Source organism: Eubacterium aggregans (genome assembly GCF_900107815.1).
GTDB lineage: Bacteria > Bacillota > Clostridia > Eubacteriales > Eubacteriaceae > Eubacterium_O > Eubacterium_O aggregans.
The window spans coordinates 15,828-30,697 of the sequence record NZ_FNRK01000004.1 but is presented as its reverse complement, the minus strand read 5'-3'; the positions used below and the strand labels follow the sequence as shown (position 1 = coordinate 30,697).

Sequence of the window (14,870 nt, the reverse complement as noted above, 5' to 3'; positions counted from 1 at the left end):
TGTGATTTCCATTTTTCAAATTAGTGTTACTAAGCTATTGTATCCTTTTTTGAAAATGTTGTCAATAAAGAGCGTTTTCACAATCCGCTTTTTTGACGACTTTTATACATAAATAATCTTGACGGATTTATTGAGAGATTCCAGCAAATCGATCAGCTCTTTAGTAATACGCCACTTGGAACTGAGGGCATCTGGAAAATCGGGGTTTTGATGGGCTGGATTAATGGAATTCCCCAGGACAAAATCAATATGGGTACAGTGATTCACCAGCAAATCTGCTAAAATATCCGCACCACCATTTCCTTTAAAGGCCTTATGTCCCTGGCGCTTTTCAATATATTCCCTTATAATCCGAACGGTTTCCTGGATAGTGATCACGCCTTCGGTTACCAGGTCAATGGATTTCATATGACCCACTGGAGGAACGGACCGAGACATGGTGGACAAATCGATGTCAATCTCCTCTCCGTATTCCCGGGATAGGATGTTGCTGGCGGTTCCGCCGCAAACCACTTTTTTGCCCTTGGCTTCATCAAAAATATCCTTGATCAGATAATCCTTGGTCCGATCCAGGGGGGGGCCGGAAAAGAGGGTAACGTACTGATGCTCCTCTGCCCGCATCACCACCACTGTGGTATCGTCCCCGGGCTTATGGGCATAAAGTTCATCACAGGTCTCAATCATCTTCATGGAGATATCCTTACAGGTCACCATGTTATCATCGTAGGTCCGGGCCAGGAAATAATCTGCGGCGTCCTCCCACTGCCAGCCAAAGTTCATCAAAGCTCCGACTCCGGCGTAAATCACGCCATCGCTGAAGAAAGCCATGGTATCCCCAACCTGGATATCCATGGTGGTTTCAAAAACCTTTTTCCCCTGAAAATCCATGCTTTTTCGTGGCAGATCGATGATTTCCCCATCCCGGACATAGACAATTGGAGGGTTATCAAACTCAACAATATACATCTCCTGGCGACGCCAAAAAACCTGGACGATGGTGAAGGTGGAGTAAGCCAGTTTGCGCACCTGGCAAACCGGAAGGGTGGCCTCAAGCGTTTCCAGTACATCTGGCAGAGGCATTTTTTCTTCCAGCATTGTCGCAGTGATCGTAGAGGTCATGGTTGCCAGGATATTGGCCTTTACCCCACTACCCAGACCATCCGCCAACACGACGATGACGCTCTCGTCATTAAACCGGATTTCCACGTTATCTCCGCAGAGCTCCTGGCTATACTTATTAATCCGATCATGGGCAATATCCATAAACAGGGGCATCAGTCCTCACCTGCCTCTGTGGTTACAATTTTTTGCAGTTTCGTCAACGTCACCTTGGTTTCCGCTGTAGTTTCCCCCAAAAGGCCGGCAATTTCGTGGGCCACCCGCATCTGCTTATCGATAACTTTCTGGGCCATTTCCAGGGTTTCCACCTGCATCTGTCTAAAAGTATTTTCCTTCTTGATTTCCTGGGAAATATCTACAAAAATACCCATATACATATCTTGCTCGGGGATGTAGGTCAGAATCTCCATGAAGTGGATACTCCCCTGGAAATAATATCCCCGTCCACTGTAGGTGTTCCCTTCCACATTTTTAAGTTTGGTAAAGGGATTATAATCAAAAATTTGGGTGAAATCCCGACCCATCACATCGTTTTTAGACACAGCAAAGATTTGCTCCGCCGCCGAGTTAAATTCCAAAATCCGATAGTCCCGATCCAGTACGGCAATGGCGTTGGGCGTAGTGGCAATAATCAGATTGGATACTGCCTCGTTCCGGTTCCGCATGTAGGGCAGACACATATCAATTTCCGCCATTCCCCGATAGACCGCCGCCGCCTTTTCCCGGCAGCTGTCGTAGCCACAGGTGCCGCAGTTCAGCTCATCACTGGGCTGGTATTTCCCAGTTTTATGGAGAATTTCCACAATGGCCTCCTCTGGGATACCGGAGAAAATATCCATGGGTTGGGGCGTATATTCCCTTTGGGGTGCCTGGGCCACGGCATCGGCATCAAAGAAATCGCGATCCACATTCTCCACATAGCGACGAACCCGCTCCATCCGTTCGTACTGCACTAGGGGGCTGTGGGTGTTCCCTGGCCCATTAACGCACCCCTCCAGACAGGCATTCATTTCAATCCAATAGGACTCCTCCAATTGATCGATATTATCCAGGAAATCCCGGCAATTTTTCAGGCCATCAATTTTGATCACCCGTCTTGGACCTGCCACATCGGACACACTGCTTTTTGCCACGCCGCCAGCCAGAGGGTAAAAACGTGCGACATTGCAGGCCTGAGAATCCAGGGGCGCCTCGGGCATTTGGCGGATATCGTACCCCGCCTCTGTCAGCCAGAGATCCAACTCGTCGAAGGTCATCACCCCATCGATACAAGTGTTCTGTGACTGTTCCTGAACCTCCAGCTTCTTGGAGATACAGGGCCCCACAAAAACCACCCGGGCATCAGGATATTTTTCCTTAAGGAGGGCGCCATGGGCCATCATCGGTGAAACCACCTCACTGAGATAGGGAACCAGCTGAGGATAATATTTTTCTACCATAATGTCCACCGTCGGGCAAGAGGTGGTAATGACGTGGCGCTTGGGGCCGTCGTAATCCAACCGATAATTCTTAGAAACGGCCTCCGCACCAATGGCTGTTTCTTCCACTGCGGTAAATCCCAGTGCCTTCAAGGCGCCCACCACCCGCAGGGGTTCTGTCACGTTAAAGCTCCCAGGAAAACTTGGTGCCAGGCTGACCACCACCGGTCCCCCAGTAAGCCATCCCTTAATTTGGTCCACATCACTGGCTACTTGCTTGGCATTCTGCGGGCAGACCTTAAAGCAATTGCCACACCCAATACACAAATCCTCTACGATTTGGGCCTGATGCTCCACAATCCGAATGGATTTTACCGGACAGGACCGAATACACTTGTAGCAGTTTTTACAATTGGCTTTGTTAAAATTAATAACGCCCATCAGTTTGTCTCCATGATTTCATCCAAAACGGCTTCAACCTCATCGATTTTGACATTATAAATGGTGTCCCCATACTTAACGGCCACGCCATCACTGCAGGTGTCCATGCAAAAGGACCCCACCAGCTCGACTTCATCCTCCAAGCCGCGGGCCGCCACAACGTCTTTAAATTTCTCTACAACGTTGTAAGAGCCACGGACATGGCAAGCCGATCCAATACAGATTTTAATTTCTTTCATATCTTATCTCCTCCAAAATCAAGACAAATCAAGTAGGCTGGGCGGAGCGTCACCCCTCTACAAATACCGGTTTCCCGTTCGTCCCAGGGGACCCAGGCTGTCCGGGGATTGTATGCCAGGCACTGCGACCTTGAGGCGAACAGGCGTAGCCTGTACGACGAGCGGAAGCATGACTGTTATACAATCTGCGAACAGCCGTCCCATTTCCACAAACTAAATGGACGAACCACCCAAATTTTAAGTTTCCCTACTATCAAGCTTTAACCATTCGTACCCGCTGGTTCACCAGCCACAAGCACCTTGGGCACGGGGATTGCCCCAGCGATAAAGGCTCCGACGCACATGGGGACGATGGCCGCCACTGGGAAGCAGATCATTAACAGCATCACCACCGCAAAGGGCTTGCGCATCACCGCCCCGCACAGTCCCGCAGTGACCACCGCCACACAGAACACCGCATTAAGTCCCGGGAACAAGGCCGCCACCCCATACCCCACACAAACTCCGGAGAAGATGACCGGGAAGATATTCCCGCCCCGCCAGCCGGAGCTAATGCAGAAATGAATCATAAACAGCTTGGCCAGCCCAGTGGCAAAGAGCATCCACACCGGAAAGTCCGTCCACTGTGCCATCAGCACCGTCATCTGGGATTCCCCAGCCCACATGGTATAGGGTAAAACCATCCCTACGCCGCCGAGAACTAGCCCGCCAACGGTGCCCAGAATAATCTTCCGGTTTTTCAAAGGACCTGTTATCCACTCCGTCATCCGTCCAAAGCCATAATATAGGATACCGCACAGAGTGCCCAAAAGCCCCAGGGGAATCATGGCAATCCACTCCTTGGCGGTGATGGTAATGGACTCAAAATGTCCCAGACCCATACCACCTCCCAGCACATGGGAGAGGATGGAATAGACCCCAAAGCCTGATAAAATCGCCACAAAGTATAACAGGATTTTTGAACGCTTGGGGATGATTCGTTCCCCGGCAGCATCTTCCATTTCATTGGCAAACCCAAAGAGCGGCGCCCTGAAAATCACCCCTAAGGTGGCGGCAATTCCCATTTGGGTTAGCTCTTCTACCTCGGAATAGGTTGATCTGAATTTATCAGAAAGCCAATAGCACAGCCCGGCAATCACCCCGGTCAAGCCCGCTTCAGGTCCCAGGCTCCCCCCGAAAATCAGAGGAACCAAAGCACAAAGAGCAATGATGGGCAAGCGATTGTAGGGAATGCGATGGCCCTTTTTTATCTCCCCCATGACCTGGGAAAGCTCCTCAGGGCATGGTCCCCATTTCCACTGGAGGATCCCCACCAAGACCCCTCCAAAGCCACAAACAACCAAGGAATACCATGCCGGTAGTGTCATCATCCCTGGAATCCACTCCCACAATAGATGAATCCCCCAATCCATCACCCAGAGCAAAAACCAGACGACCCCACCAATTATGGCCCCCAGCACCCCAATGAACAGTCCAAGCACAATATTCTTTTTGATTTCTTGATTCATCATCTTCCCTCTTCTTTTTCTTTTAGATACAGTATGATTATACCCCACTGCACCTATTTCTAAAAGAGGCATCAAAAAAAACGAGGGGATTTTCATCGCTATTTCTACGAAAATCCCCTCGTTTTTTAATTACACACAGTCCCATATGGCTTCATCTTGCCCATCCATCTCTATCTCTAAAAAATGACAGGGATAGCCAAAAGCCTGGCAATAAGAAACAATAGAAGATCCCCTGGGGCAATACCACGTGGTCGAACGATTGGTCAGCCATTCCCCCATTTCCGGGACATGCCTGAATCGGATCTCCTTGAGTCGGTTGCAGCCGTGGAAGGCCCATTCATCAATAGCCTGAACATTTTCAGGAATTGACACGGTCTCTAAATAACGACAACGGAAGAAAGCCTTAAATCCCACAACGTTCAAACAATCATTCCATCGGATTCCCGATATGGAAAGCCCCAGGAAACATTCCTCCTCAATGGCTTTAAGGTTCCTGGGCAGTTGCAGTTCTCCCGTTAGTCCCCTACACCGATAAAAGGCCCGAGTTCCAATGATTTCAATGCTATCGGGCAGATTAATCTCCTGGATCCCCTCGCAATTAAAGAAAGCATCCTTCCCAACACGAAAGACGGGCCCCATCATGACTACCCTTCTCAAGCGTTTGCAATTTCGAAATAATCGGTCCGAAAGATCAACAATCCCAGGGGGAAGGGTAATTTCCTCCAGAGAGGTACACCCATCAAAGGCCCCTTCTCCAATGGACACCAGGGTATCCGGCAGTACAATCCGTCGTAGGGCCGTACAGCTTTTAAAAGCACCCTCTCCAATAACTGTCACGCCCTCACAAATTTTAATCTCCCGTAAATTTGTGAAATTTTTAAAGCATTCATTTTCGATCACTGCGATTCCTGTGCTTTTAAGAATGGTCAATCGCTGATGCCGTTTAAATCGCTTGGCCCGCTTTGGATCTAATCTCTTTCCTTCCATACCGATTCCTTCCATGGTTTTTATGCTATATTTTGCCATTTCTTAAGAAGTGGTCACTACTTCCGCTTTGCCGCAGTCGTTGGCGGCTGCGCCGCATGCAGTCAAAATCATACAGGACCTTATAAAAGCAAGCTTTTAAGGGACCTGCACGGTTTTGACTGCACACTTCTGTTCGCTTACGCACAAAAAAACAGCCCTCCACCAATGGCAAAGAACCGTTATTGCATAAAGCAAAAAAAGCAAACCAATCCCGTTTCCACATGACACAGGTGAAAGATTCTACGAGATTTCAAATTTTCTGACTTATTACGCCCCTCACCAGCTCGGGGCTTACAGTTGCAGTGGAGCAGTTGAGTTTTTCACTCATTCCTCTACATCTCGCAATCGCTATTTAATTATCTTCATTCTACTCATTATGGCGGCTTCTGTCAAGGGCGAAACCCGGCGATGGCTTCACTTTTGCGCTGCCACTTCCGGCCCTTCCACCGGATGATGAATAAAATGCCCCGAAGTCCCTCATCGCAGGTCATGGCGATCCAAATTCCCGGCAGGCCCCAGCCCAGAATGATGCCAAAGGTATAGCACAGCACCACAGAAATACACCACTGGCTGCCGATACCGATGGCAATAGGGAAAATAACATCATTGGCTGCGGTCAGAGCCCGGACCATGGTCATATTGATAGCCCGGCCAATTTCCAAAAACATATCAATAAACAGGATTTGACGCCCCAGGGCAATGACGGCGGGATCATCGGTAAAAAAACCGAAAATGGTATCGCTGAATAAAAATAAAAAGGCGGCGATACTAAAAGAAATCACCACGGCAGACAGGGTCGTCCGCCACACCCGACGGTTCGCCTGGCCATAATCCTGGGCTCCGATGGCGTAACCCACCAATACCTGGGAGGATTGGGAAATAGCATTGGCGTAAAGATAGGAAATCATGGCAAACATATTGGCATAAACCCGGGTGGTAATGGTCACCCCGCCGCACAAATTGACAAACCCCATGGTCACGGCCTGGCTTAAGCTGTAGCTCACCGTCTCACCCCCTGAGGGCAGGCCGATGTAGAGTAACCGCCGTAAAACCTGGGTTGGAAAGGGGCGCAGGGACTTAAAGGATAATCCGGGCTTGATTTTTTTCTGAAAAAGCCAGATAATCAGGACCATCCCAATGGCCTTGGCAATATTGCTGGAAATAGCTGCTCCCGCCACCCCCAGGGGCTCTCCCGTCATCACACCGCCAATGAGGAGATAATTCCCCAGGATATTGGCCGCATTCATCACCACGGCTACCACCATGGATTCCATCATCAGACGATTGCTTTTAAAGATTGCCGAGAAGGTGAGGAATACGCCCTGGAGGATGAGCCCGCTGCCAATGATCCGGGTATAGGCCACGGTTTCCTCCATGAGCTCAGCCGGCACCTGCATCCATGTGAAAATTGTTGGGGCCCCCAGGTACAAGATGACAGAAACCACCAGGGCGAAAAGGGCATTCACCACCAGAGATACGGTGTAGATGGTGGACACCCGATGATAATCCTTCGCACCCATGCTCTGGGTAGTTAAAATGGTGGCCGCCATAGAAATGACGGAAAAGGCAATGACGAGTAAATTGATAATCTGGTTGGCATTGCCAATGGCCCCCACCCCACTGGGGGATACCCAGCCCACCATCATTTGATCCACATTCCCCACCAGCATTTGGAGAAAAAGCTCCACGAAAATGGGCCAGGTCAGATGAAAAAGGTAATGCTTTCTTTGGGTTAAATCCCAGCTGTTTTCATTTTTTTGCATATTTACTTTATTTTCATTCCCTTTCATTCCAATTTATTTTCAAATCCTACCACAAAACCAGCTGGATGAACAGCCCGGTTTTTACCCCTTCTGCGCTCTTTTACATTATTTTCATTTTTTCAATTTTGAAAAAAGCCTTGCACAATCCCCCAGGATTGCCTATACTAAAGACAAATGAATAGTCAACGTGTTTCAGGTGCCCGAAAGGGAGAATAGGGAACCGGGTTAGAATCCCGGGCGAACCCATCACTGTAAGCGGTATTGTTGGACAAAATGTCACTGTCATCAAAAAATCGATGATGGGAAGGCGTCCTTCGAGTCATTCCGTAAGCCAGGAGACCTGCCTGATGAACCACGATGCATGGGCGACGGTAAAGTCCATAGCAGATTCAAGAGGATCTGTTATGGACTTTACCGTTTTTTTGTTCGGACAGACCACAAAGCCAAAGGAGATTTGATCATGACATTACTGGAACAAGCGAGAGCCGGTATTATCACCGACGAAATGAAAGCCGTTGCCGAGAAGGAAGGTATTTCCCCGGAATTTGTTCGCCAGGGGGTGGCTGATGGCACCATCGTCATCCTCCACAGTCCTCGGCCGAACATCAACCCTGTGGGGGTTGGCCGTGGCATGACCACCAAGGTATCCGCCAGTGTGGGGATGTACGAAGACACCGACACCATCGAGGGTGAAATGGCCAAGATTGAAGCCGCCATCGCCGCCAAAGCCGATACCATTATGGATCTTTCTGTCCGCGGACCCATTGAAGAAATGCGGGAGAAGGTGCTCGCCACCGTGGACCGCCCGGTGGGGACTCTGCCCATGTACGAAACCCTGGCCGAAACCGCCAAAAAATACGGTACCGCCCTGGATATGACCCCCGAGGATATGTTTGAAATGATTGAACGTCAGGCCGCCCAGGGTGTCAGCTTCCTGGCTATGCACCCGGCCACCACTCTGCAAATCATCCATCGGGCTAAAGAAGAAGGCCGAATCGATCCTCTGGTGAGCTATGGCGGCAGCCACTTAATCGGCTGGATGATTCACAATAACACCGAAAATCCCATGTACACGGATTTTGACCGTATCGTTGAAATCTGCCATAAATACGATGTGGTGCTGTCCTTTGCCGATGGCATGCGCCCCGGCGCCGTCGCCGATTCCCTGGACGCCGCCCAGGTGGAAGAGCTGGTCTTAATCGGTACCCTGGTCCGCCGTGCCCGGGAAGCTGGTGTTCAGGTCATGGTCAAAGGACCTGGCCACGTCGCCCTGGATGAAATCGCCTGTACCGTCCAGCTGGAAAAGAAGCTTTGCCACGGTGCTCCTTATTTCGTCTTTGGCTGCCTGCCAACGGACGCTGCTGCTGGCTTCGATCATATTACCTCTGCCATCGGTGGTGCTGCGGCGGCCTACGCCGGTGCCGATTTCCTGTGTTACGTCACCCCCGCAGAGCACATCGGGATGCCCAGTGTGGATGATGTCTACCAGGGCGTCATGGCCTCCCGCATCGCCGCCCATGCAGGAGACGTGGCCAAGCGCCTGCCATCGGCACTGGCCTGGGATAAGGAAATGTCCGTGGCCCGTCGGGAAATGAACTTCCCCCGCCAGTTTGAGCTGTCCATCGATCCTGAAACCGCCGAACGGATGTGGCGGGAACGCAGTACCTCCTTCACCTCAGAATGTACCATGTGCGGGAAATACTGCGCCATGCGGATTGTTGAAAAGTATTTAAGAGCAGAAGCATAGAGGAGAAACCACAATGACGACACAATTATTACAAGCCCGTGCTGGCAAAATTACAGAAGAAATGGAAAAGGTCGCCTTAATGGAAGGGGTCACCCCGGAATTTGTCCGGGAGGGTGTGTCCAAAGGACACATCGTCATCCCTAAAAACCGTTACCGGGATCGGGAAAAAATCTGTGGCATCGGTCACGGCATGGATGTGAAAGTTAACGGCCTTATGGGAACCTCCTCGGACCGTAATGATATGGAAATGGAAGCCCGAAAGCTTAGAATGTTAGAAGAATGCGGTGCCCACGCCTTTATGGATCTGTCCACCGGCGACGATATCGACGCCATGCGTAAGCAGTCCCTGGCGGTTTCCAACATCGCTGCTGGCTGTGTGCCCATTTACCAAGCCAGCGTCGAAGCCATCGAACGCAACGGTGCCATGGTGGATATGACCGCCGACGATCTCTTTGCCGTTGTGGAAAAGCAATGTCAGGAAGGGATGGACTTTATGGCCGTCCACTCTGCCCTCAACTGGCAGGTATTGAACGCCTTGAAGAAAACCGGCCGGGTTACTGATGTGGTCAGCCGTGGGGGCTCCTTCCTCACCGCCTGGATGTTCCACAACGAAAAGGAAAATCCCCTTTATGAACAATTCGATCGGCTCCTTGAAATCCTCAAGGCCACAGACACCGTCCTCTCCATCGGGGATGCCATCCGCCCCGGCTGCAACGCCGACTCCCTGGATGCCGCCCAGATGACAGGCCTCATGGTCCAGGGCGAGCTGACCAAACGTGCCTTAGAAGCCGGGGTCCAGGTCATGATTGAAGGCCCGGGCCATGTGCCGCTGAACCAAATCCGCACCACCATGCAGATGCAAAAACGCCTGTGCTACGGCGTTCCCTTCTACATCCTGGGCTTCCTGGCCACCGACATCGCTCCAGGCTACGACAACATCACCGGTGCCATCGGCGGTGCCTTTGCCGGGATGTACGGTGCCGACTTCCTGTGCTACCTCACCCCTGCGGAACATTTGGGCCTGCCCAACGAAGAGGATGTCAAAATGGGCGTCCGCTCCACCAAAATCGCCGCCGACTGTGCCAATATGCTCCGTCGGGGCGGCAAAAGCTGGGAACGCTCCCTGGCCATGTCCAAGGCTCGGGTAGCCCGGGACACCGAAGCCCAAATCGCCAATAGCCTGGAACCTGAAATTGTCCGGGAAAAGATGGCCGCCCAGCCCCACAGCGACCACTGCGCCGCCTGTAATGATGCCAAGTGCCCGGCGGATGTTGCCGCAGAGTTTTTCGGCATTAATTAATCACACAACTAGGGGAAAGGGAGGGCCGCCGTTTAGATACGTGAGCGGAGTGGTCCCCTGCGGGCAGTGCATTACAACGCTTTGAGAGCCGCACCATCAACCAGCCTACAACCACATCAAACCCAAAGGGTTTGCGCCCTGACGACTGAGGTGTTACACTGTGTTCGTCAGCGCCAGGGGTCTGAAGCGAATCTTCTAAACGGCTGCCCCTCCCGTGCTACACCACCACTGCTGGGGTAGCAAGACTGTTATACAATCCGCGAACAGCCGTCCCCTTTCTACAAATTCAAAATCGGAGAAACCACTATGTCAACTCTAACCTTAGATTATATCCTCGATCACACCCAGCCCGCTGACCCGGAGTGGGAAGCTAAAGCCGCCGCCCATGTGGAGGAGCTGGCCATTCCCCCCTGGAGCCTGGGCCAGGTCCTTACCCTGGGGGTCAAGCTGGCGGGAATGACCCGGACCATCCACCCCGTGGTGGACAAAAAGGTCATCCTCACCATGGCCGCCGACCACGGCGTTGCCGAAGAAGGCGTCTCTGCCTTTCCCCAGGAAGTCACCATGGAAATGGTCAAAAACATCGTAGCCGGAGGCGCTGGTGTCAACGTCCTCGGTAAAGCCAGCGGGGCGGAGGTCCGTCTCGTTGACATGGGGGTCATTCCCGATATGCCCGATTTAGTGGCTTCTGGTGCCGTCATCGACTGTAAAATCGCCCACGGGAGCAACAATATGCGAAAGGGTCCGGCCATGACAAAAGAACAGGCCATTGCCGCTTTAGAAGCAGGGGCCCGGGTAGCAGACGATCTGATCAACAGCGAAGGGGTGAACCTCCTGGGAACCGGGGACCTCGGCATCGGGAATACCACCCCCAGTGCTGCTATTTTAGCCGTTATGGGGGAATACCCCGTCACCGCCGTGACCGGCCGGGGCACCGGCGTGGATAACGCCGGCCTTCTGAACAAAATCCAGGTCATCAAGGATGCCATCCGCATCAACGATCCCAACCCCGCCGATGCCCTGGACGTGCTGATGAAAATTGGCGGATACGACATCGCCGGCATCGCCGGGATGATTTTGGGAGCGGCGGTTAACCAGACCCCGGTGGTGGTGGATGGTTTCATTTCCACCGCTGGGGCCCTCATCGCCAAGGGGCTTTGCCCGGGTGCCGCCAACTACATGATCGCCTCCCACCAGTCCCAGGAGCCTGGCCATCAAATGATGTGGCAAACCCTGGGGATGCGTCCCCTCTTAAACCTAGACTTCCGTTTGGGGGAAGGAACCGGGGCCGCTGTGGCCATGCATCTGGTGGAGTGCGCCGCCCGGTGCATGAACGATATGCTCACCTTTGAAGAGGCCTCCGTCACCAATGGCCTGGCTTAAGTACGATCCCAATACCAGCGGCGGTCAGTATCTCGAGGATTTGGCCACCGCCTACTGGTATTCCGACACCCTATTCACCGCCCTAAATTTAGGGCTTTTTGACTTTTTAGACCGCAGCCCCAATGCCACCACGGCGGACATGGCTGAGGGCTTGAATTTGGACGAAGGCGCCCTCCTTCGATTCCTAAAGCTCCTAAAATCCCTGGATTTGGTGGATTGCTATGAGGACACCTGGTACAACACCCAGCTCTCCTCGGATTATCTGGTTGTAGGCCGGCCCCTGTACCAAGGAGGCAATATCCGCTGGCGGGAAGACCTCCAGGGGGATTGGTCCACCCTTAACGATGTCCTGGCCGCCGGGACCCGCACCCATTTTCCCACCGCCACCGTTTCTGAGGCGGAAATGGAAGCCCGGCGTCTGGATTACCTCAAGGCCATGGACGCCGTCATCAGCCTGAAGATGCCGGAAATCCTGCCCCTTTTGGGCCAGGCCATCCCCCCAAATGCCAGAATTCTGGATGTGGGGGCCGGCAGCGGTGGATTTACCACCAGCCTTCTGGCGGCCTACCCCCAGGCCCAGGCCACCCTCCTGGATATTCGCCAGATTCTCCCCCACACCCGCACCCTGGTGGAGACCTATCCCCTGGATATCTCCCGGCGAATTGACTATGGGGAGCAGAATATTTTAGAGGACTCCTGGCAGGATGATGCCCACTACGATCTCATCATCCTCTCCAATATCGTCCATGCCTACAGCGAGGCTGAAATGGCCCTGGTCCTAAAGAATGCCGCCGCCCATCTGACCGAGAGGGGGCTGATGCTCCTCCACGATTTCTACACTGACCATTGGGAAACCAAATCCCGGCTGTCCGACATCAACATGCTGGTGAACACCTACAACGGCCGGGCCTACGACAGCACCTGGGTCACCCAAGCCCTTAAAGACCTGGGTTTAGCCACCACTGGCCTAACCCCCCTGGATTCCGATACCAGTATCGTCTTTGCCTCGGCCGAAAGCCAAACCCTGGATGCCCTGGCCCTGGACCCCGTAGCCCAGCTTATTCCAGTGATCCGCTCCCTGGGTTTTGCCGAGGCCATGCCCTTTGACCCAGCCGATGTGGTGGTCACGGACTTTGCCCAAAATAAATGCCGCTTCGGCTGCGATTCCTACGACAAAAAACATTGCAGCCGGAACCACGAGCACAGCCCAGAGGAAACTGAGAGCCTCATTAACACCTACACCCGGGCCTTGCTCTTAAAGGGCGAGCCTCCCACCGGGGATTTTCAGCGGCAATGCCTGGCGGCGGAAACTGCCGCCTTTAAAGCCGGGTATTACAAGGCCTTCATCTATTGGGCTGGCCCCTGCAGCATCTGCCCAAGCTGCGATTTATCGAAGCCCTGTACCAACCATAAGCACAGCCGGCCATCCATGGAGGGCTCCGGCATCGACGTTTTCGCCACCGTCTCAGCGGTGGGTGAGACCTTAAAAACCCTGAAGGAAAGGGGAGAGGTTATCAAGTACTATGCCCTTCTCCTGTTAGAGTAGAAAGAGGAATCCATGAACCAACAAAAAATACTCCTCATCCAGGCCATCTCCATGGAGGGGATGGATATTGAACGAGTTTATCCCATTGGGGTAGTGACCCTCGGCTCCATCATCGAAGCCAGCGGCCGCTACACCGTCTCCATTTTTGATATGAACATGGCGGTGGACCCCTACGGGGATTTGATCCGCACCATTAAAGAGGAAGCCCCAGACATCCTGGGGATATCCCTACGGAATTTAGATCCCCTGGGGAATCGCACCACCTCCCTCCTGGTCCCCTTCGCCATCACCCTGGATCTTATTAAAAAAGTGGCCCCCTCCCTGCCCCTGTTGGCCGGCGGCACCGCCTTTTCCCTATTTCCAGAGCGTCTGATGGCTGAATTCCCCCAGATTACCTGTGGCATTGCCGGGGAGGCCGAGGAAAATATCCTGCCCCTTCTGGATCATCTGGACAATCCGCCAGCACTACCCGGCATTATCTGCCGGCGAAATGGCAAAATCCACCTGACCCCCCCCACAGGCACCTTCGACATGGCCCATTACACCATGCCCAACCGGGACCTTTTAGACACCCGGGAATATTTACGGGTGAATAAATACGTGGAAAGCGTTGGGGTCGAAACCAAGCGCGGCTGCTGCTACAGCTGCGGCTACTGCTCCTACCCCATTCTCCAGGGACACTGCATGCGCTGCCGAAACCCGGTGGATGTGGTGGATGAAATAGAATTCCTCCAGAAAACCTACGGGGTGGAACGCATCCATCTGACGGACTCCATCGTCAACTTTCCCTCGGAGCATCTGGACGCCATTTGCCAGGAAATCCTGGCCCGGGGCCTTCAGATTAAATGGAGCGGTTTCTTCCGGGAGGATCTTTTCACCCCGGAGAATGCCCGGCTCTACGCCGCCGCCGGCTGTGAGTGCTTCTCCCTCTCCCCGGACGGCCTGTGCCAAAAGCATCTTGACATGCTGGACAAGCACCTGCGTGTGGAGGATATCCTCCACACTGCCCGGGTCCTCTCTGAGGTTGGCATCACCACGGTATACCATTTCTTAGTCAATGTCCCCGGGGAGGATGCCCAGACCATCGCCGAATCCAAGGCCCTCATCGATGCCATTTACGACATCCATCGGGACTCCAAAAGCATCGGCACCATCGTCCTAAACCTCATCCGCATTATGCCAAACACCAAGGTGGAACGCCTGGCCCGGGAAAGCGGGGAAATTGACGACAACACCGACCTGCTCTACCCCGTATACTACGACCCAGCCGCCCACCGTACCCTGCGCTATGCTTTGGAAATTTACCACCAAAAACAAAACGTGGCCATGTGGGGGCAATGGGATGATGCCGAAGCCCGCAAGGAATCATGAAAAGGAAAA

At 52.9% G+C, this 14,870-nt stretch carries 11 protein-coding genes and 1 riboswitch; of the genes, 5 read left to right on the top strand and 6 right to left on the bottom strand.

The window, feature by feature from the left end:
- Positions 1–102: 102 nt before the first annotated feature.
- From BLW33_RS03200 to BLW33_RS03175, 6 genes are all read right to left on the bottom strand, one after another.
- Positions 103–1,275, bottom strand: a complete 1,173-nt coding sequence (locus BLW33_RS03200; RefSeq protein ID WP_090304980.1) for a SpoIIE family protein phosphatase — start codon at positions 1,273–1,275, stop codon at positions 103–105.
- Positions 1,275–2,978, bottom strand: coding sequence for a [Fe-Fe] hydrogenase large subunit C-terminal domain-containing protein (locus tag BLW33_RS03195; RefSeq protein ID WP_090304978.1), 1,704 nt, complete (start codon positions 2,976–2,978; stop codon positions 1,275–1,277). The genes BLW33_RS03200 and BLW33_RS03195 overlap by 1 nt, the downstream gene beginning before the upstream one ends.
- A complete protein-coding gene (locus BLW33_RS03190; protein ID WP_090304977.1) occupies positions 2,978–3,217 on the bottom strand; it encodes a (2Fe-2S) ferredoxin domain-containing protein in 240 nt (79 codons plus the stop codon). The genes BLW33_RS03195 and BLW33_RS03190 overlap by 1 nt, the downstream gene beginning before the upstream one ends.
- A gap of 260 nt (positions 3,218–3,477) precedes the next feature.
- Entirely contained in the window at positions 3,478–4,728 is a 1,251-nt protein-coding gene (locus BLW33_RS03185) for a chloride channel protein (RefSeq protein WP_090304976.1), read from the bottom strand.
- Between the two features lie 126 nt (positions 4,729–4,854).
- Positions 4,855–5,751 (bottom strand): leucine-rich repeat domain-containing protein, encoded by an 897-nt coding sequence (locus BLW33_RS03180; RefSeq protein WP_090304975.1) that lies wholly within the window; start codon positions 5,749–5,751, stop codon positions 4,855–4,857.
- Between the two features lie 389 nt (positions 5,752–6,140).
- Entirely contained in the window at positions 6,141–7,514 is a 1,374-nt protein-coding gene (locus tag BLW33_RS03175) for an MATE family efflux transporter (RefSeq protein ID WP_242911582.1), read from the bottom strand.
- Positions 7,515–7,691: 177 nt separating this feature from the next.
- Positions 7,692–7,876: riboswitch (cobalamin riboswitch) on the top strand.
- Positions 7,877–7,974: 98 nt separating this feature from the next.
- On the opposite strand from BLW33_RS03175, the gene thiC reads away from it, so the two are divergent.
- From thiC to bzaD, 5 genes are all read left to right on the top strand, one after another.
- Positions 7,975–9,261 carry a phosphomethylpyrimidine synthase ThiC gene (thiC, locus tag BLW33_RS03170; RefSeq protein ID WP_090304973.1) on the top strand — a complete coding sequence of 429 codons (1,287 nt, stop codon included), beginning with the start codon at positions 7,975–7,977 and terminating at the stop codon, positions 9,259–9,261.
- Between the two features lie 13 nt (positions 9,262–9,274).
- Positions 9,275–10,561 (top strand): B12 lower ligand biosynthesis ThiC-like protein BzaB, encoded by a 1,287-nt coding sequence (gene bzaB / locus BLW33_RS03165; protein ID WP_090304967.1) that lies wholly within the window; start codon positions 9,275–9,277, stop codon positions 10,559–10,561.
- 306 nt (positions 10,562–10,867) lie between these two features.
- Positions 10,868–11,944, top strand: a complete 1,077-nt coding sequence (gene cobT / locus BLW33_RS03160) for a nicotinate-nucleotide--dimethylbenzimidazole phosphoribosyltransferase (protein ID WP_090304964.1) — start codon at positions 10,868–10,870, stop codon at positions 11,942–11,944.
- Positions 11,931–13,490 (top strand): DUF2284 domain-containing protein, encoded by a 1,560-nt coding sequence (locus BLW33_RS03155; protein ID WP_090304962.1) that lies wholly within the window; start codon positions 11,931–11,933, stop codon positions 13,488–13,490. Before cobT ends, BLW33_RS03155 begins: the two co-directional genes overlap by 14 nt.
- A gap of 12 nt (positions 13,491–13,502) precedes the next feature.
- Positions 13,503–14,861 (top strand): B12 lower ligand biosynthesis radical SAM protein BzaD, encoded by a 1,359-nt coding sequence (gene bzaD, locus BLW33_RS03150; RefSeq protein ID WP_090304960.1) that lies wholly within the window; start codon positions 13,503–13,505, stop codon positions 14,859–14,861.
- Positions 14,862–14,870: the final 9 nt, after the last annotated feature.